General features: G+C 61.4%; 10 protein-coding genes and 1 pseudogene. 6 read left to right on the forward strand and 5 right to left on the reverse strand.

Annotation, left to right across the window (positions count from 1 at the left end; genetic code table 11):
* Positions 1-19: 19 nt before the first annotated feature.
* Positions 20-1,054, reverse strand: a complete 1,035-nt coding sequence (locus tag ACQZ2L_RS09935) for an acyltransferase family protein (RefSeq protein ID WP_430325893.1) — start codon at positions 1,052-1,054, stop codon at positions 20-22.
* A 142-nt stretch (positions 1,055-1,196) separates the two neighbouring features.
* Positions 1,197-3,506, reverse strand: a complete 2,310-nt coding sequence (locus tag ACQZ2L_RS09940; RefSeq protein WP_430325894.1) for a fatty acid cis/trans isomerase — start codon at positions 3,504-3,506, stop codon at positions 1,197-1,199.
* Positions 3,507-3,670: 164 nt separating this feature from the next.
* Between ACQZ2L_RS09940 and metH the strand changes: the two genes are divergently transcribed.
* Together metH and ACQZ2L_RS09950 are read left to right on the forward strand one after the other, a co-directional pair.
* Positions 3,671-7,378: a methionine synthase gene (gene metH, locus ACQZ2L_RS09945; protein ID WP_430325895.1), complete on the forward strand. Its 3,708-nt coding sequence runs from the start codon at positions 3,671-3,673 to the stop codon at positions 7,376-7,378.
* 88 nt (positions 7,379-7,466) lie between these two features.
* Positions 7,467-7,685, forward strand: a complete 219-nt coding sequence (locus tag ACQZ2L_RS09950; protein WP_430325896.1) for a DUF2970 domain-containing protein — start codon at positions 7,467-7,469, stop codon at positions 7,683-7,685.
* Between the two features lie 272 nt (positions 7,686-7,957).
* On the opposite strand, the gene ACQZ2L_RS09955 is transcribed toward ACQZ2L_RS09950, so the two are convergent.
* Entirely contained in the window at positions 7,958-9,034 is a 1,077-nt protein-coding gene (locus ACQZ2L_RS09955) for an ABC transporter substrate-binding protein (RefSeq protein WP_430325897.1), read from the reverse strand.
* Positions 9,035-9,245: 211 nt separating this feature from the next.
* Between ACQZ2L_RS09955 and ACQZ2L_RS09960 the strand changes: the two genes are divergently transcribed.
* The 4 genes from ACQZ2L_RS09960 (at position 9,246) to nhaA (ending at position 14,675) form a co-directional block, all read left to right on the forward strand.
* Positions 9,246-10,898, forward strand: a complete 1,653-nt coding sequence (locus tag ACQZ2L_RS09960; RefSeq protein WP_430325898.1) for a nitrite/sulfite reductase — start codon at positions 9,246-9,248, stop codon at positions 10,896-10,898.
* Entirely contained in the window at positions 10,882-11,376 is a 495-nt protein-coding gene (locus tag ACQZ2L_RS09965; protein ID WP_101318473.1) for a DUF934 domain-containing protein, read from the forward strand. Before ACQZ2L_RS09960 ends, ACQZ2L_RS09965 begins: the two co-directional genes overlap by 17 nt.
* A 149-nt stretch (positions 11,377-11,525) precedes the next feature.
* Entirely contained in the window at positions 11,526-13,100 is a 1,575-nt protein-coding gene (locus ACQZ2L_RS09970) for a hypothetical protein (protein ID WP_430325899.1), read from the forward strand.
* Positions 13,101-13,484: 384 nt separating this feature from the next.
* On the forward strand, positions 13,485-14,675 hold the full coding sequence (gene nhaA / locus ACQZ2L_RS09975) for a Na+/H+ antiporter NhaA (RefSeq protein WP_430325900.1): 1,191 nt from the start codon (positions 13,485-13,487) through the stop codon (positions 14,673-14,675).
* Between the two features lie 61 nt (positions 14,676-14,736).
* Here the strand turns inward: nhaA and ACQZ2L_RS09980 are convergent, their stop codons facing one another.
* Positions 14,737-15,606: an EamA family transporter gene (locus ACQZ2L_RS09980; protein WP_430325901.1), complete on the reverse strand. Its 870-nt coding sequence runs from the start codon at positions 15,604-15,606 to the stop codon at positions 14,737-14,739.
* Positions 15,607-15,669: 63 nt separating this feature from the next.
* Positions 15,670-19,309: pseudogene (gene tssM, locus ACQZ2L_RS09985) on the reverse strand (type VI secretion system membrane subunit TssM).
* Between the last annotated feature and the right edge of the window lie 7 nt (positions 19,310-19,316).

Raw genomic sequence — 19,316 nt, forward strand, 5'->3', positions numbered from 1 at the left:
CCAGGCCCCGAACAAAGTCCTAGCATTTGACTCGGGATAGCGCCAACGCCGGCTGCTGCGCCGAACGCGCCTCGATCCAGGCCTTCATCCGTTGATACAGGCCACGTTCCAGCCATTGGTAGCTCAGCCACGACATTAGTCCAATGGACGGCACGCAGATGGCGAATACCAGATAAGGGTTGAGCGCAAAGTGCTCGCTGACAAACCAGCCGGCATGCAGCACCAGCACATGGATCAGGTACACCGAGTAGGAGCAGTCACCGAGCATCTTCAGCACCTGGTTGCCACGGAAGTACGGCTCAAGCGAGATGAACGCCAGCACCACCAGCGCGCTCGGCAGACCCCAGTGCAGCAGGCGCATCGACGCGTCCAGCCGGTACAGCGCAAACCCGGCCAGCGCCAGCAGTGCCAACGGCAGCCACAGGCCCTCGCGGATCAGGCCGCGGCGGTAGAGCACGCCCAGGCCGATACCCAGCAGGAATTCATAGATGATGCCGTTATTGTAGAAGTGGCTGACCACCCCCAACCGCCCCAGCACTTCGCTGACCAGCAACAGCGCGGCGGTTACCAGCACCAGGTGCAGACGCTGACGCACCATAAAGGCGAGGCCGAACAGCAGATAGAAGAACATCTCGAAATTTAGTGTCCAGCCCACATTGAGCGTTGGATACATGCCGTAGCCGCCAGGGTTTTCTGCGGGGATGAACAGCAACGACAGCAGCAAATGCTGCCAGTCGAACACCTGATGCGGCATCCAGCGACTGGCCCCAAACAACAGCAAGGCCATCAGTGCGGTGTAGAACCAGTAAGCGGGGATGATGCGCAACGCGCGGTTGAGCAGAAACTGACTGGGGACGATGTCCTTGTCGCGGGTCGACAGGTAGATCACCAGCCCGCTGATCACAAAGAAGATATCAACTCCCACCGCGCCGCGCTCGGCGAGCAAGGCGCCAACGGGGCCGCTGGCGTGGAAATCGAAAAAGATCTGCATGAAATGGTGGCAAACCACCACCCAGGCGGCGAACGCCCGAAGTGCCTGAAGCGAGTACAGCATGCAATGCCCTGTGGTCCTGGTGCATTCAAGCCTGGGGTTCGGCGCAGACGCGCCACCGAGGGCGGCGAGCCGAACCACAGACCACTTGCAATTGGGACCACGACATCGATGAAAAGATCAGCCCTTCTGCCGGGCGGTCAACTCACAGGTTTTCATAGCGGTTCATGTCCAGTACGCCCGCTTCCAGCGGGTCGGTTTCCTGGATAAAGGTATTCAGATCATGGAAGTACTGCCAGAACTGCGGGTGACTGCGGCGCACGCCCCACCGCATGACAATGCGCTCGAACTTGGCCGGATCATCGCGTGCAGCTTCCATGTCTTCGACCCACTCCGGGACATCGCTGGCCGGGATATTGAAGATGAAGTTGGGGTAGCTGCTGAGCACCCCAGGCACCAGGGTCAAGGTGTCCAGGCCAGGTTGATAGCGCGATTCCTCACCCAGCAGAAACGCCACGTTGCTGTGCGCACGGTTGCGCAGCAGGCTGTACACCTGACGCTGTCCGCCCTGCCCTTCGATACGTAGCATGCTCGCTTCGGGCAGCTGATTGATTACCCTCAGGCCAGCAGCAGGACGTGACAGGAGCCGGCTGAGGCTCTGCTCGACATCGCGAAACTCTGCGCTCATCTGCGGTCGCGAGCAGTACGCGCCCTGACAGCGGTTGATCGGGTCAGGCGTGACATTCAGACTCTTGGTGCGCTGCAGCAGTTGCAGGCCGAAGTCACGCTTGGGGTCGCGTTCGTCAAGCTTGAAGCCGCTGGCTGTATCCGTGTCGATGTCTTCGTAATCGAGCCACATCTTGACCTTGCCAGTGGTTTGGTACCAATCACTGAGAATCGCCCCACGCTGATCAGCGGGCATCAACCGCAGGAAATTGACCTCGGCGCCGTTACGGATCAGGTCGAAGTACAGCCGGGTCTGCAACTGGTGCGAGACGTTGCCGTAGACGTCGAAGTTGACCGCCAACTGGTAATAGGTGCGCTCCAGCAGCGGATAGTCGAACAGCCAGGTGGTCAACGGCACGTCGCCGATCAAGCCCTTTGTCACCGAAGCGCTGTCGAAGTGACGGAAGATACTCAGCAGCGCGTTGTCGTTACCGGCCCATAAGGTCGACCAGCTCGGCGCAGGCGCTTCGGCATAGGCTTCACGGCGCAGCTTTTCGTATTCGTTACGTTTGTCACGGTAGGAATGCCAGAGGCTGATCACGCTGCCAACGTCGTCGATCTGACCGGGCATGGCCAGCAGCGGTGTTGCCTCACCGCGATAACGTGCATCGGTGATGTACAGATCATGCGCAGGTTCCTGGAACAATGCCCAGAAGTTGTCGCGAATCACGTCAGTAGCGATCTGCCCACGGCACACCGGCCCGCGAATGAACGTGCGCACGAAGTACTCGGCGTTATCCAGCATGAACTGATAGCGCGCCACGGCCGGGATCGCTTCAAAGGTCTCGAACGGGTTGGCCCGGTGCCGTGGGCCATAGCCTGGCAATGATGTGGCATGCCAGTCGCCGCTGTAGAACAGCTGCTTGACCCGCTTGAGCTTCTGCGGCCCGAGCGGGTAGCTGATGTGGGTCTTGTGAACGATCACGCCCTGCACCGGGATCAGCCGGTAATAGAAGTCGGTACCGGGCGGGTCGTTGGGCCGGCGGCTGGCGATGATATCGGCCGGCTGACCGCTTGGCGTACGCGAACGCACCCACTGGAAGAAGTGCCCAGGCTGGCCACCGACAAAATCGATATGGGCAAGAAACAGATGCTCGTAAAGCCAGCGACCGATCAACGCCTCGGATGAACCCGGGCGGTTGAGCAGCGCTTCCCACTCTGCGATCTGGCTGGCTTCCGCTGCGCTCGGCTGCAGCGGCTGCGCATCGACCGGCGCGCCGGCTGCGAGCCAGCGCTGCAGGGTCTGATATTCCTGATCGGTCAGGCCGGTGACCGCCAGAGGCATGCCTTCGCCAGGATGAACACCGGCGTAGGCATCGAATTCATGGGGCAACGGGCACATGTTGTTGCGATTGAGGCCCAGCACAATGCTCTCGGGCAGCTTGGCGTTGGGCGTCAGCGGCGTCTTGTGGCCCAACTCGAGCATGCGCGCCATCAGCGCCGCCTGGCTACCCTGGCCGTCAAGCACCGAATAGAAGCCCTGCTTGCGCCAGGCCTGTTCACTGTGGGCGTCGTAGAACAAGCGCGTGGTCGGCACCGCCTGGCTGCGGTCGCCTTGGTACACCGGCACCTTGGAGGCGCCGCGCTGCGCACCGTCGGCACTGCCCAGGTTGAGCTGGCAGGCAGCATCGTTGCAGGCGTGGCAGGCCACACACTTGTTGGTAAAGATCGGCTGAATGTCCCGGGTGTAGGAGATTGCCGGGCTCGATTGAGGCGCTTGCCCCAGCGCCATGCCGCTGAGCAATAGGCCCAGCGCGCCAGCTAAGGCAAGTAAACAGCGGTGCACCATGTGCCGAATGTCCTGGTTTCGAATGAAGCTATCACGATGTATCTAACGGGCCGACGGGATGCGTGAACATGAGAGAAATTCATGCAAAAGCCCCGCGCACCTAAAAACCGCGCAGCTTTGCTATCATTCCGCACCTTCTGTTATTCGCCCGACCAGGTAGTCCTATGTCCGACCGTAGCGCTCGTCTCCAAGCACTCCAGCACGCACTCAACGAGCGCATACTGATCCTCGACGGGGGCATGGGCACTATGATCCAAAGCTATCGTCTCGAGGAACACGACTATCGTGGCACGCGCTTTGCCGATTGGCCAAGCGACATCAAGGGCAATAACGATCTTTTGCTGCTGACCCAGCCCGATATCATCGCAGCGATCGAGAAAGCCTACCTCGACGCCGGCGCCGATATCCTCGAAACCAACACTTTCAACGCCACGCAGATTTCCCAGGCCGATTACGGCATGGAAGCGCTGGCCTACGAGATGAACCTGGAAGGTGCGCGTATTGCCCGCCAGGTGGCCGACGCGAAAACCCTGGAAACGCCAGACAAACCGCGCTTCGTCGCCGGCGTGCTCGGCCCGACCAGCCGCACCTGCTCGATCTCGCCCGACGTCAACGACCCGGGCTATCGCAACGTCACCTTCGACGAGCTGGTAGAAAACTACATCGAGTCGACCCGCGGGCTGATTGCCGGCGGCGCCGACCTGATCCTGATCGAAACCATCTTCGACACCCTCAACGCCAAGGCGGCCATCTTCGCCGTGCAGCAGGTGTTCGAAGACGACGGCATCGAGCTGCCGATCATGATCTCCGGGACCATCACCGATGCCTCCGGGCGAACCTTGTCCGGACAGACCACCGAAGCCTTCTGGAACTCGGTGCGTCATGCCAAGCCCATTTCGGTCGGCCTCAATTGCGCCCTCGGCGCAAAAGACCTGCGCCCGTACCTGGAAGAGCTGTCGACCAAAGCCGACACCCACGTTTCCGCGCACCCCAACGCCGGCTTGCCGAATGCCTTTGGCGAATACGACGAAACCCCGGCAGAAATGGCCGAAGTGGTCGAAGAATTTGCCGCCAGTGGTTTCCTCAACATCATCGGCGGTTGCTGCGGCACCACCCCAGGGCACATTCAGGCGATTGCCGAGGCCGTGGCCAAGTATCCGCCGCGGGTCATCCCCGAGATCGCCAAGGCGTGCCGCCTGTCGGGCCTGGAACCGTTCACCATCGACCGCCAGTCGTTGTTCGTCAACGTTGGCGAGCGCACCAACATTACCGGTTCGGCCAAGTTCGCCCGGCTGATCCGCGAAGAGAACTACACCGAGGCGCTGGAAGTCGCCCTGCAGCAGGTTGAAGCCGGCGCGCAGGTGATCGACATCAACATGGACGAAGGGATGCTCGATTCCCAGGCCGCCATGGTTCGCTTCCTCAACCTGATTGCCGGTGAACCGGACATCTCGCGCGTGCCGATCATGATCGACTCGTCCAAGTGGGAAGTGATCGAGGCCGGCCTCAAGTGCATCCAGGGCAAGGGCATCGTCAACTCGATCTCGATGAAAGAAGGTGTAGATGCCTTCAAGCATCATGCCCGCCTGTGCAAGCGCTATGGCGCAGCGGTAGTGGTGATGGCCTTCGACGAACTGGGCCAGGCCGACACGGCGGCGCGCAAGCGCGAAATCTGCCAGCGCAGCTATGACATTCTGGTCAACGAAGTGGGCTTCCCGGCTGAAGACATCATCTTCGACCCGAACATCTTCGCCGTTGCCACCGGCATCGAAGAGCACAACAACTATGCCGTCGACTTCATCGAGGCCTGTGCTTTTATTCGCGATCACCTGCCCCACGCCCTGACCAGCGGCGGCGTGTCCAACGTGTCGTTCTCGTTCCGGGGCAACAACCCGGTGCGTGAGGCGATCCACTCGGTGTTCCTCTACCACGCGATCCAGAATGGCCTGACCATGGGTATCGTCAACGCAGGCCAGCTGGAGATCTACGACGAGATCCCGCCTGCGCTGCGAGAGAAGGTCGAGGACGTGGTGCTGAACCGCACCCCCGAAGGCACCGACGCGCTGCTGGCGATTGCCGACGACTACAAGGGCGGCGGCGCCACCAAGGAAGTCGAAAACGAAGAGTGGCGCTCGTTGCCGGTCGGCAAGCGCCTCGAACACGCGCTGGTCAAAGGCATTACGGCGTTCATCGTCGAGGACACCGAAGAGTGCCGGCAGCTGGCGACGCGCCCGATCGAGGTCATCGAAGGGCCGCTGATGAGCGGCATGAACGTGGTCGGCGACCTGTTCGGTGCAGGCAAGATGTTCCTGCCGCAGGTGGTCAAGTCGGCCCGGGTCATGAAGCAGGCGGTGGCGCACCTGATCCCGTTCATCGAAGCGGAAAAAGGCGACAAGCCCGAAGCCAAAGGCAAGATCCTCATGGCCACGGTCAAGGGCGACGTGCACGACATCGGCAAGAACATCGTCGGCGTGGTGCTCGGTTGCAACGGCTATGACATCGTCGACATGGGCGTGATGGTCCCGGCCGAGAAGATCCTGCAGACCGCCCGCGAGCAAAAGTGCGACATCATTGGCCTGTCCGGGCTGATCACGCCGTCGCTGGACGAAATGGTCCACGTCGCCCGCGAGATGCAGCGCCAGGACTTCCACCTGCCGCTGATGATCGGTGGCGCGACCACCTCCAAGGCGCACACCGCTGTGAAGATCGAGCCCAAGTACTCGAACGATGCGGTGATCTACGTGACCGACGCCTCGCGTGCGGTCGGCGTGGCCACCCAGTTGCTGTCCAAGGAGCTCAAGCCGGAGTTCGTCGAGCGTACTCGCCTGGACTACATCGAAGTCCGTGAGCGCACCGCCAACCGCAGTGCCCGCACCGAACGCCTCAGCTACGCCCAGGCGATTGCTGCCAAGCCCAAATACGACTGGGCTACTTATACCCCGGCAGTGCCCTCCTTCACCGGCGTCAAGGTGCTGGAAGACATCGACCTGCGCACCCTGGCCGAGTACATCGACTGGACGCCGTTCTTCATCTCCTGGGACCTGGCCGGCAAGTTCCCGCGCATCCTCACCGACGAAGTGGTCGGCGAGGCGGCTACCGCGCTGTATCAGGATGCCCGCGAGATGCTCGACAAACTGATCAACGAAAAGCTGATCAGCGCGCGTGCGGTGTTCGGCTTCTGGCCGGCCAACCAGGTCGCCGACGACGACATCGAAGTGTACGCCGCCGATGGCCAGCCGTTGGCCAAGCTGCACCACCTGCGCCAGCAGACGATCAAGCCCGATGGCAAGCCGAACCTGTCGCTGGCCGACTTCGTCGCGCCGAAAGACAGCGGTGTCACCGACTATGTCGGCGGCTTCATCACCACCGCCGGCATCGGCGCCGAGGAAGTGGCCAAGGCTTATCAGGACAAGGGCGACGACTACAGCTCGATCATGGTCAAGGCACTGGCCGACCGCCTCGCCGAGGCCTGCGCCGAGTGGCTGCACGAGCAGGTGCGCAAGGACTACTGGGGTTATGCCCGTGACGAGCACCTGGACAACGAGGCGCTGATCAAGGAGCAGTACAGCGGTATCCGCCCTGCCCCGGGCTACCCCGCGTGCCCGGACCATACCGAGAAGGAAACCTTGTTCCGCCTGCTCGATGGCACCGCCATTGGCGAGACCGGCCAGAGTGGCGTGTTCCTCACCGAGCATTTCGCGATGTTCCCGGCGGCTGCGGTCAGCGGTTGGTACTTTGCCCACCCCAAGGCGCAGTACTTTGCGGTGGGCAAGATCGACAAGGACCAAGTCGAGCGCTACAGCGAGCGTAAGGGCCAGGCGCTGAACGTCACCGAACGCTGGTTGGCGCCTAACCTGGGTTACGACAACTAAAAAGCCTGCCAGGGGCTGCTGCGCGGTCCCTGCCTGCTGAAGGTCTACACTGTGCATTGATCGCCTGCGCTACCCACAGGAGGCCAGCATGGACGAACCCAGCCAAGGCAAACCGCCGACCTTCTGGCAGATGCTGCACAGCGTGCTTGCCGCTGCCCTCGGCGTGCAGAGCGGCAAGAACCGCGCCCGCGACTTCACTCACGGCAAGGCGAGTCATTTCATCGCTTTGGGCGTGCTGTTCATGCTGGTATTCGTACTGGTCCTGATTGGCCTGGTACAGCTGGCCATGCACCTGACTGCCCGCTGAAACGCAAGCCGCCCGTGGCGGTGCCTGCCACGGGCGGTTCAGGTTGCAATCACGGTCGACAGCGGTAATGCGTTACTGATGGCTGACCCAGTACACCGCAGTGACCACGACCAGCACGATCAAACACAGGATCGCCCAGGCATCGACACTGCTGTCGCTTTTGCGCAGCTTGGTGGAATTACCCATTGCATTGCCTCTTGTAGTGGTTATGGGAATGCACATACACCACCAGCAGTTAAGTCGAGCAATGCCCCTGATTCAAGCAGGGTCTTTCAATAGTCGACCGGTGACGTCAGAAACGGGTAACGATAATCGGCTGGTCGCCCTTCGGCGCTGAAGCGGTGAAAGTCGATGCCATGGGTGTCGTCCTCCAGCAGGGCCAGCCAGCGCCGCGCCTTGGCCTGATCGACTGACTGCAGCACCGGCAGGCTGTATTCGCCGTTACCGTCGCGGTTGATCGCGATGCCTTGGGCGTGGTCATACAGCATGACCATGGCCCAGCCACCGACGGTGAAGTGGCCGCCCATCAACACGCTGAGCCGCCCGTCGATGCGCGCACGCAGCGCTTCAGGCGAGCTGTTGACCGCGCCGAAAATCGTATCCACGCCAGGTTTGCGCCCCGCTGCCTCGAACGCCTGCATCGCCCCAAAGGCCATTTCGTCATTGGCCGACCACACCAACTGCGCCTGCGGGTAGCGCTCAAGCAGCAGCTGCGCTTGCTCGAACGCGCGCTGGCGGTTCCAGCCGCCGTACACCACCTGGCGCAAGCGCACCTGCGGGTGGTCGGCCAGCGCCCGGCGCATGCCCTGCTCGCGGCGTTGCGAGGCCGGGGTGGTCTTGACGCCGGCAAACGCCAGCAGGTCGATCGGCTCGTCCGATGGCGGCAACTTCGCGACCATCTCGCGCAGCATCTGATAACCGGCCTGCTCATCGTTACTGGTCAGCGTGCCCAGCACTGGCGGGTATTTGTCCGGTTGCGCCTGGACGCTCTCGAGCTGGTTATCGGTCAGGCCGTTATTGACCAGAAACAGCTGCACGCCGCTGTCGCGGGACAGGCGAATGATCTCTGGAGCGACATACAGCTCGTTGACCAACACCAGATAGTCGGGGCGCTGCGGCCCGCTCAAGATAGCCCGCGCCTGGCTCAACACCAGGTCGGCGCGGCGCTCGCTGTACTCCACTCGCAGTTGCATGCCCAGGTCGTCAGCCGCGGCCTGCATGAAACGCGTGTAGCCGACCCAGAAGCTCTCGTTGGCATGACCCGGATTGAGAAACACCACGGACGCCGCCTGCGCACCGGCCGATAACGGCAGAAACAGGCACAGGCTCTGGCATAGCGCTTTGAACATGGGTGCATCTCTGTGGAGCAAAGCGCGGATTATACCCAGCGCAGAGCCCTGTAATAAATGCCAGTCAGTCTCACTTAGTCCGTTTAGTTCTTTTCATATGCAAAAACATCACTTTAGCGCATAAATGCAACCTGATATCGTTCCCCGGCTCCGAACCGGAGTGCGCGGCCGTGCGCGCGATTAGCTGCATGCAGCCTGAGACAGGACTTTTATGTACGTATACGACGAGTACGATCAGCGGATCATCGAGGACCGCGTCAAGCAGTTCCGTGATCAGACCCGCCGCTATCTGGCCGGTGAACTGAGCGAAGAAGAATTCCGCCCTCTGCGCCTGCAGAACGGCCTGTATGTCCAACGTTTCGCCCCGATGTTGCGGGTGGCCGTGCCTTACGGCCAACTCAACTCGACGCAAGTGCGTGTGCTGGCGAAGATCGCCCGCGACTACGACAAGGGCTATGCGCATATCAGTACCCGGCAGAACGTCCAGTACAACTGGCCGGCGCTGGAAGACATCCCGGACATCCTTGCCGAGCTGGCCACCGTGCAGATGCACGCGATCCAGACCAGCGGCAACTGCCTGCGCAACACCACCACCGACCAGTTTGCCGGCGTCGCCGCCGATGAACTGATCGATCCGCGCCCATGGTGCGAGATCATCCGTCAGTGGACCACCTTCCACCCCGAATTCGCCTACCTGCCGCGCAAGTTCAAGATTGCCGTGAACGGCTCGAAGGACGACCGCGCAGCCATCGAAGTGCACGATATCGGCCTGGAGCCGGTGCGCAACGAAGCCGGCGAGCTGGGCTTCCGCGTACTGGTCGGCGGCGGCCTGGGGCGTACCCCGGTGGTCGGCTCGTTCATCAACGAGTTCCTGCCGTGGCAGGATCTGATCAGCTACCTCGACGCGATTCTGCGCGTGTACAACCGTTACGGTCGCCGTGACAACAAGTACAAGGCGCGGATCAAGATCCTGGTCAAGGCCCTGACCCCGCGAGTGTTCGCGGAAAAGGTCGAAGCCGAAATGGCCCACCTGCGCGGTGGCAACACGACCCTGACCGAAGCCGAGATCGAGCGCGTTTCACGCCACTTCGTCGACCCGGCCTATCAGGCACTGGACAACGTCGACTACGCCGAGCTCGACCAGGAATTCCCAGGCTTCGCCCGCTGGCGTTCGCGCAACACCCGTGCGCACAAGCGCCCAGGCTATGTTGCCGTGACCCTGTCGCTGAAGCCGACCGGGGTTGCTCCGGGCGACCTGACCGACAAGCAGCTGGACGCCGTCGCCGACCTGGCCGAGCGCTACAGCTTCGGCTTCCTGCGCACCTCGCACGAGCAGAACATCATCCTTGCCGATGTCGAGCAGCGTCAGCTGCACACGCTCTGGCAAGAGCTGCGCGAAAGCGGCTTTGCCACGCCGAACATCGGCCTGCTGACCGACATCATCTGCTGCCCGGGTGGTGACTACTGCTCGCTGGCGAACGCCAAGTCGATTCCGATTGCCGAGTCGATCCAGCGCCGCTTCGACGACCTCGACTACCTGTTCGACATCGGTGAGCTGGACCTGAACATCTCTGGTTGCATGAATGCCTGTGGTCACCACCACGTCGGCCACATCGGCATCCTCGGTGTCGACAAGAAGGGTGAGGAGTTCTACCAGGTCTCGCTGGGTGGCAACGCCGCCCGTGACGCGAGCCTGGGCAAGATCCTCGGCCCATCCTTCGCTCAGGACCAGATGGCCGATGTGATCGAGAAGCTGATCGACGTCTACGTTGAACAACGTACCGAAGAAGAGCGCTTCATCGACACCTACCAACGTATTGGCATCGACCCCTTCAAGGAGCGCGTCTATGCAGCGAATCATTAAGAACAACCAGCTGGTCGACGAAACCTGGCACTTGCTGCCCAAGGATGCCTCGTTCGACGAGCTGACCAACTGCGACGACTACATCGTGCCACTGCAACTCTGGCGTGATCACGCCCATGCGCTCAAGGCCCGCGATGGTGGCCTTGGCGTGTGGCTGGACAGCGACGAAGAAGCCGAAGAAATCGGTGACGACGTCGCCCACTTCCAGGTGATTGCCCTGAACTTCCCGGCCTTCACCGACGGGCGCAACTACTCCAATGCGCGCCTGCTGCGTGATCGCTATCAGTTCAAGGGCGAGCTGCGCGCGATCGGCGATGTCCTGCGTGACCAGCTGTTCTACCTGGCGCGCTGCGGCTTCGACGCGTTTGCCATTCGCGCCGACAAAGACCCTGTCGATGCTCTGGAAGGCCTGAAAGATTTTTCGGTGACCTACCAGGCCGCGACCGACGAACCGCTGCCGCTGTTCCGTCGCCGCTGATCGTCCGTGCTTGAGCAATCAGCCCGCCTTTTGGCGGGCTGTTTTGTTTCCGGCTTGCGCAGCGCAGCCAATACCTCCATGAACGCTAAGGTTTTGCCTGACCGCGCCGATACCCTGGGTTAGACCCAAGATCTGCACGGAAGCCGACCATGAATGCGATAACCGCTGCGCAGCGCCTTACCCCGATCTACACCGCCCCTGCACCTGTTCAAGTGCAGGCGGTTGACCAGGCTAGCCCGCCCCTGACTTCACCCAGCACCTCGGTCAGCCTCGGCCAGGCGGTGGACACCACGCCCAACTCGACCTACAACGCCAACGGTACTCTGACCGGCCCGCAGGTACGCTACGCCTGGGAGCAGGAAAGCACCGACAAGCTGAGCACGGCGCTGATGAACAGTATCCAGTCATCGGCTACGGGTGCCCGCTTCCAGAACATCGGTGCGGCGCTGCTGGAGCAACTGGCGGGCAATGGTGGCAAGTCCATTTCGCAGTCCATCCTGACCATCGCCAACGGCGAACAGCCCAACGCGGCCGCGCTGCAACTGCAGTTGGCCAACCTGCGTTCGCACCCCACCAATGGCGTGACCTTCAGCCTGACAACGGCCTCCGGGGCGACGGTCAACCTGTCCCTGGCGAGCAACGCCCAAGGCCTGGCAGTGAGCGCCGAAGTGCTCGGCGGTGAACTCAGCGACGATGAACTTCAGGGCCTCGCGGCCATGGCCGGCGACTTTCAGTCGGCGCTGGACGGCCTGACCCAGGTCCCGCCACGCTTGCAGCTCGGCAACCTGGTCAAGCTTGACTCGACGCTGTTCAGCGGCTTGCAGCTGAACGCCAAGCTGGACGTCAACGGCGAACCGCAGACCTTCGACCTGAGCGTCAACGAGCAGTCGCGCAACCTCACGCTGGACGGCCCATCCGGGCGCGTGCAGATGAACCTCGACACCCCGGACGCTGCCAAGCTGGGCAGCAGCAGCCAGCGCCAGGCGGCCATCAGCAATTACCTGAGCCAGTTCGACGCTGCGCAAAAGCGCGGTAAAGGCGATGAGAACCTGATGAACCTGTTCAAGGAGGCGTTCACCCAACTCAACGCCGTCGATGAGGGCAAGCAGGCGGTGACTGGGCGTAGCTCCTTGCAGAGCGCCAGCGACCGCGCCCTGCTCAGCGGCCTGGCCGACTTCAACGCCTCGATCAGCCAACCCCCGAAGCAGAGCAACCCGATGCGCCTGGCCGAGTCCGATCGCTTCGACTATCGCGCCTCGCAATCGACCACCATCAAAGGTGGCGGGCAATTGACCCGCTCGGTGCAGCAGGATCAGCAGAGCGAACTGAAAGCGGCCTACCACGTGGGCACCAACCCGCTGACAGACATGAAGCTGGGGATGGACCGCGAGTCGCAGAACTACCGCTATCACGAGATCAATGACCAGGCCAACAGCAGCACGCGCCTGGCCTTCGACAAAGGCCGCCTGGTTGAAGCAAGTGCCTCGCAGTCCGCCAGTCAGAGCGAGCGGGTACGGACTTATGTGAATGGCGACCTGACCAACGATGTGACCACACCAAGCTCGAGCAGCCGCAGCCAGAGTCTGCTGACAGTACTGGACGACAGCTTCCGTCAGGAGCGCATCGCCCGTGAGCAGAGCGGCGTCTCGATTCTGGACAATGCACTGCAGTCGCTGCGCAGCCGTTGGCAGCTGCAAGGGTCGACAGCGGCCATCGGCGGCTGAAGCCTGACCGCGCTGGAGCAAAAGTCCGCAATGGGCTGATGCTCCAGCGCTCCACTGCAACATTTCGATGCAGACCCCTCGCCCACCTTGACTGCCAACTCTGTATAATTCGCCGCCTGGCGTGTGCTGCGTGCGCCCGGGAGCTATCCCGAATACGGAGAACATTCATTTGTTTTCCGAGAGTCCATCCATGTTGCACGCAGCCTTGCTATTCCTTTGGCGTATGCCGTTCCCGCGTTTTTTGCCGGGTACGTGCACGCTGCATCCCCTTCCCTTCTTCTCGCCTATTGTTGCAGTGGCCCATTCGCTGCCAGCGCTTTGCCGTGGCCGTCGTTCGGCCAATGCCTGCAGCATCCAGGGCGAATCCATGAAAGAGGACCTCGCATGACCGTTTCTCTGAACAGCGCCGAGCGGCGCACATTGCTGCAGCGCCTGCTCGCCAGCGAAGCCGCGGGCGGCGTGGTGCTGATGCTCGCCGCCGCGCTGGCCATCATCATCGCCAACAGCCCATGGGCCGCAGCCTATCAACACCTGCTGCACCTGCCACTCGGCCCGACCTTCACAGAAAAGCTCGGGCCGATGACCGTGCACCTGTGGATCAACGACGGCCTGATGGCGATCTTCTTCCTGATGGTCGGCCTGGAGATCAAGCGCGAAATGGTCGACGGCCGCCTGGCCACCTGGGAACAACGCCGCCTGCCCGCGCTGCCAGCGCTGATGGGCATGGCAGTACCGGCGCTGATCTACCTCAAGGTGTCCGCCGTCGAACCCGGCCTGGCCAGTGGCTGGGCAATCCCCGCCGCCACCGACATCGCCTTTGCGGTCGGCGCCCTGGCGCTGCTCGGCAAGCACGCACCGCTGTCGCTGAAAGTGATGCTGGTATCGGTGGCGATCATCGACGACATGGGCGCAGTGGCGATCATTGCACTGTTCTACACCTCATCGATCAACCTCATGGCCCTCGCCGGCGCCGGTGCCATCGTCGCCCTGCTGCTGGGTCTGAACCGCCTGCGCGTGGTCAGCCTGTGGCCGTACATGATCGGCGTTGCGGCGCTGTGGTACTTCACCCTGCTTTCCGGCGTGCACGCGACCATCGCCGGTGTGGTGGGCGCTTTGTTGATCCCCTACACCGCTGGCGATGCCAAGAGCCCGCTGCTGACGCTGGAGCATGGGATTGCGCCGTGGGTGGGCTTCCTGATCGTGCCCGCGTTCGGCTTTGCCAATGCCGGCGTGGCGTTTACTCACTTGAGCTGGAGTGACGTGTTTGCGCCCCTGCCGCTGGCGATCGCCCTTGGGCTTTTGCTGGGCAAGCAGCTTGGTGTGTTTGCCGGGGTGTTGCTGGCGGTGAAGACTGGCCTGGCTTCCAAGCCGCAGGGGGCCAGCTGGTTGCAGATTTACGGGGTGGCGATGCTCTGCGGGATTGGCTTTACCATGAGCCTGTTTATCGGCGAGTTGGCGTTTCCGGGGCAGGCTGAGCTGATTGATAAAGCCAAGATCGGGATTTTGCTGGGGTCGCTGCTTTCGGCGGTGATTGCTTGTTTGATATTGCGGTTTGCGCCTAAGACCTCGGAGTGAAGGGGAACGGCGCCGGGTCAGCGGCGCCGTTCAGCCGCGGCGGTCATGGCCAGGAACCCTCTTAGCCATATAGGTGGATAAGGGCAGCGCCGATCAGCACAAGGGCGATACCTGAGACCTGCAGAGCTGTGAGGCGCTCGCTGTGAAAAATGTAACCGAGCAATGACGCGATACCACCGGACAGCGTACTGATTACCGTAACGATCGAAACTGAGCCGCTCATTGCCCCCCAGGAGAAGGCGGCAAAGCCGCTCAAATTGCACAGGCTCGCGGCGCAGAGGGTTCCATAGGCCTTGAGCTGAATAGCGCTCTGCCGTGACAACATCGGGATCACCTCTCGCCATAGCACGGCCACGCCAATGACATAGATGAGCCACAGCATATTTATTGGGCCGAGTGCGGGAAGTGCATAGGTGCCTTGCAACCATAAGCTCGCGCCGTAACAGAGGGCAGCCGCAAGCGCATAGGTGATGGATGCCCTTCCCTGTCGCACTGAAGTGTGGTTACGGACGGATGGCCTGCGGCTTACCAAGAGCACCCCGCAGACACAGATAAAGACACCCGTGAATTGCCAGTTGGTCAACGTCTCACCCGCTACCCATGCGATCAGAGTAGTGACAACTCCATAGCTTGTGACCAGCGGCGCGACCAGGGCGGTTTTGCCTATTGCGAACGCATTTGCCAACGCGAGAGCGCCTGCCACTGCACAAACGGCTGCGAGCAGGCCAAGCATGATGGCTAACAGTGGCGCATCGATCAGACGCATCAGGTGTCGACTCGACATCAGCAATATCAGGCTAATCAAGATCAAGCCAATGAGCTGGCCGAAAAAAACAGATCGCCGGACACCGAACAGCCGCGCATTGATACCCACCAGAAAATCGGTCACGCCCCAGAAAACCGCAGCCAACAGGCCCATTGATACATCCATATCAGTGCTCTCTTTCTTATTGTTATTGACCCCGACTGCATCACTCGCCGGGTTGTCCCAGCTCTACAACGCGCTACTCCTGCCTTCCTCCAGCACACTCGCCTGGAGTAGATTCGAAGGCTGTTGTAATAACCCGCGGGGCAGCTTGAAGCCCTTGAACGGCTGCTGGGTAATCGGGTTGAAGGCTTTCTCGGAATTCAGTCGGTAGCGCATCACGCCCTCCCCTGTTGTGAAGCTCAAGTCGACACTCGTTGCAGTGCGACCGTTGAGCGCGCCTCGGCTGAGCAGGCGGAACATCGACCATGGGCCGCGGTACTCCAGGCGGCTGCTGTTGCCATTGAGCCTGAGCAAAGTCAGGTTGCTGCGCACCTGCTGACCAAGCGTGTTGGGCCAGACCACGCCTGTGATCTGGCTCGGGCCATGGGTGTAGGAAATCAGCTGGCCGTCGAGGTCCAGCAGGCTGGTGCGTTGGTTGGCGCTGAGGCCAAGTGGCTCGATGCTGAATTGCACACTGAGGTTGCCGCGCTGATCAAAGAAGGTGTCGCGGATGCGATCTGCCGCTTGTAACTGCGCGATCACATCAGGACGGATCAGCGACTTGCCGTGTTGGTCGGCCTGCAAAGCCTCGATGTTGTCTTTCAGGAAGACTGTCAGGTAATGATCCTGAAACTGCTGCAAGCGGCCCTTCGGTCCAAAGAACGCCTCAAAGTCATCCAGCGAGGCATCGGCCGCGGCCGCTGCAAACGGATAGCGACCGGCCAACCGCTGCTGGAAAAAGCTGTAAACGTCGGCGTCCCATCGCCGCTCCAGTTCACGCAGCGCTTCGATGTTCAGCACGCGAGTGGTCTGGTCTGCAACCTTTTTGACCTGCTGATTGAGCGGCTCTGGCAAGCCACTGGCAACGCGTTGCAAAGTGCCAATCGGATCGTGCCCGGTCATCGAGAAGCGCTGCAGTACCGCATTCAGTGCGGCCCGGCCACGATCGGGGCTGTCGTGGACCAGTCTGGCGTAGTCGTGCACGGCGGTGATCGCGGTCAGGGTTTCATCGTAGTAGCTAGGCTTTTCGCCTTTGACTTCCAGCATGGCATTGAGGCCGGCAAACGCCCGGCGGATGCTCACGGTCTGCGGCGACTCAGGCATGCTCGCTGCAGGCTGGATAACATCGGGCTGCTCCAACCCGGTACCCACCACCGGCAACGAACTCAGCGAGGTATTTTCCGACACCGTTTCCAGCAACCGCTGCATAGGCGCAGCAGGGCCGGTCAGTTGCTCCAATACCGTCACAGCATGCTTCAGGTCCTGGAAATCAGTGATAGCAACAGCGTTCAGGGCCTGCCGCCAGCTATTGACGTAATCGGCGCTGTAGAGACTACGAACACGCTCGGTCAAGGCTTTACGGTCGGTATCCGAGTAGTCGAGTTGATCGCGCTCTCCTAGTACCCACTGGTCAATCATGGCTATGTCGGTGATCTTCTCGCTGTGAGGCTCAAAATAGCTTTTGTAGCCTTCAGCCGTGAGCAGCTTGGCCAGCAGCAGACTCTGATAGTCAGATTTGCCTGCAGTGCTTGGCTGGTAAACCACATTGAACGCAGGCCCGACCTGATTGCGCAGGTCAAGGTTGCCATGCAGCCGCTCCTGCGCCTGCTGCTTGAGCGTGTTGTACACACGTTGCGGGAGCGGCAGTTCGCGCAGGGTTCGCTGAATCTCGCTGACGCGCAGACGATACTGCGGCAGATCGGTATCGGCGTACGCCATGGCGTAATGCAGATGGCGCATCAGATTACGCTGCACCTGCCCCTGCCCAGGGAAGGCAGCCTGCCACTGCTGGGCCATCCATTCCTCTACCCACTGCGGGCGGCGATTGCTACGGTCCTCGATCATGCGATAAACCCGCAGCGCAGCCATCTGCTGCTCGCTACCGGCAGGCGCAGCGTCCATAGCCTCGATGACGCCAGCCGCCAGTGAAGGCAGGAAGCGCCTGGACAGCAGACTCAGGTACGCTTCGTCTACCCTCGGCCCGATTGCGCGCCCCTGATAAAGGCCCATATCTGCCACGCCAGGCCATGCTGTGCGATAGTCACCGAACACGGCTACTGCATCGCGGATCTGGTCAAGCGGCCCGAGCAGGTTACGCCCGGTGGGGTCGATATGTTGATCGACCTCGTGAAGGCTGTATTCCTGACTCTTTGCCAGGACAGCAGCGGCTTTCAGCTGGTTGACATCGAAGTAGCGTTGCCAACTCGCGGCCGCAACAGCCAGCGCTAAAATGCCCACTCCCGAGCCGAGCCACCGCAACTGGCGTTTGTTACGCGCAACCTTGGCATTGTCGCCAGCGAGGCCAGCCTCCTTGTAGATGACCCGCTCGAACAGTTGCTGGATGAAATAAACCGCTGGCTGACCATGCGGCTTGCTTTCAAGCACCACCTGTTTGACTACGTAAGGCTGGGCCGCCTCGCGAACGAACGCATTGGTGATTTGCCCCCGCTGCAGTACAGATGACCAGTACACACCCCGAACCAAGGCCGGCGTGGTGAAGCGATCACTGGCCAGTACTTCCTTGAGAAAACTCAAACTGACGGGTCGCAGACCGATGAGCTGGGCATGCAGTGACATGAGGCGCTCACGCTGGAACGGGCATGCCAGTAGCCGCATCTGCTCAAGTACTTGTTCATAGAGCAGAGCGGTCAGTTTGTCATAGTGGTTGCCGAACTCATCCAACCAGGCGTCGAAGTCATTGACGGGGTCCAGCCTGAAGGTGAAGCCCAGTATCTGCTCGCGCACCTTTACAGGCATGCGGGCGAAAAACTGGTCGAACCCGTCGAGCAAGTCGAGTTTGCTCATCACCACATACACCGGCAGGCGCGAACCTAGCTGACTACTAACGTCGTACAGCCGGGTGCGCAGGGTGTGGGCTAGATCGATGCGATGCTCTGGCAAAGCATGCAGCAGGGCTGGTAGGTCCACGACCAGCAGAAGACCATTGAGGGCCCTGCGGCTTCGATTGCGGACCAGCCAGCCGAGCAGATGATTCCACAGCTTCGCCTGGCTGCCGGCGGGTAGTGCAGCACTAGGTTCGGACGATGTATCGCCCGATTCGGTCTTGGCCATTGTCTGGGTGATCAAAGCCCCGGGCGGATCGATGATCACCGCGTCATCACTTATCCACCAACCGATTGGATAAGCGGGGGCATCAATCGGATACCCACGTGAATGGGCTTGGTCGATCCGGGTGAGTGTGAAGCGCTGATTGGAACGCTCGATGAAGCTGCTCTTGCCGGCCTCCGTCACACCCACGACCATGTACCACGGCAGCCGATACAACGCCCGACCGCCGCCGGCATTGCTGAGGTAGTGTTGAAGGTTGCGCTGCAGCGCGCGATCCTGTGCCTGCACCAGCGGCAAGCAAGGGTCTGCTTCAGCAGCCAGCGCCTGCTCGCGCTCAGCTTGCAGCCGAGCAAACCCAGCCCCGCAATACCAGAGCCCACGCCAGCAGTGGGATCAGTACAAGCACCAGGCTTGCCAGACTGCGTTGCGTCAAACTCGCCAGCGGCTGCTGGCCACGCCAGTTCCAGTGCGGGCCGAGCCACCAGATGGCGATCAGCACGAGTACGGCACCAAGCCCCAGCAGGACCGGCAAGGCCAAGCCGACCCGTCTTGCCAACGGCATGCCCCAACGTTTGAAAACAGTCCAGAGTTGTTTCATGAGGCTT

Source organism: Pseudomonas shirazensis, assembly GCF_050496565.1.
Taxonomy (GTDB): Bacteria; Pseudomonadota; Gammaproteobacteria; order Pseudomonadales; family Pseudomonadaceae; genus Aquipseudomonas; species Aquipseudomonas shirazensis_A.

Excerpts from the sequence above, each read along its gene's own strand:
- ACQZ2L_RS09935 (WP_430325893.1), bottom strand. The coding sequence starts at position 1,054 with ATGCTGTACTCGCTTCAGGCACTTCGGGCGTTCGCCGCCTGGGTGGTG.
- ACQZ2L_RS09940 (WP_430325894.1), bottom strand. The coding sequence starts at position 3,506 with ATGGTGCACCGCTGTTTACTTGCCTTAGCTGGCGCGCTGGGCCTATTG.
- metH (WP_430325895.1), top strand. The coding sequence starts at position 3,671 with ATGTCCGACCGTAGCGCTCGTCTCCAAGCACTCCAGCACGCACTCAAC.
- ACQZ2L_RS09950 (WP_430325896.1), top strand. The coding sequence starts at position 7,467 with ATGGACGAACCCAGCCAAGGCAAACCGCCGACCTTCTGGCAGATGCTG.
- ACQZ2L_RS09955 (WP_430325897.1), bottom strand. The coding sequence starts at position 9,034 with ATGTTCAAAGCGCTATGCCAGAGCCTGTGCCTGTTTCTGCCGTTATCG.
- ACQZ2L_RS09960 (WP_430325898.1), top strand. The coding sequence starts at position 9,246 with ATGTACGTATACGACGAGTACGATCAGCGGATCATCGAGGACCGCGTC.
- ACQZ2L_RS09965 (WP_101318473.1), top strand. The coding sequence starts at position 10,882 with ATGCAGCGAATCATTAAGAACAACCAGCTGGTCGACGAAACCTGGCAC.
- ACQZ2L_RS09970 (WP_430325899.1), top strand. The coding sequence starts at position 11,526 with ATGAATGCGATAACCGCTGCGCAGCGCCTTACCCCGATCTACACCGCC.
- nhaA (WP_430325900.1), top strand. The coding sequence starts at position 13,485 with ATGACCGTTTCTCTGAACAGCGCCGAGCGGCGCACATTGCTGCAGCGC.
- ACQZ2L_RS09980 (WP_430325901.1), bottom strand. The coding sequence starts at position 15,606 with ATGGATGTATCAATGGGCCTGTTGGCTGCGGTTTTCTGGGGCGTGACC.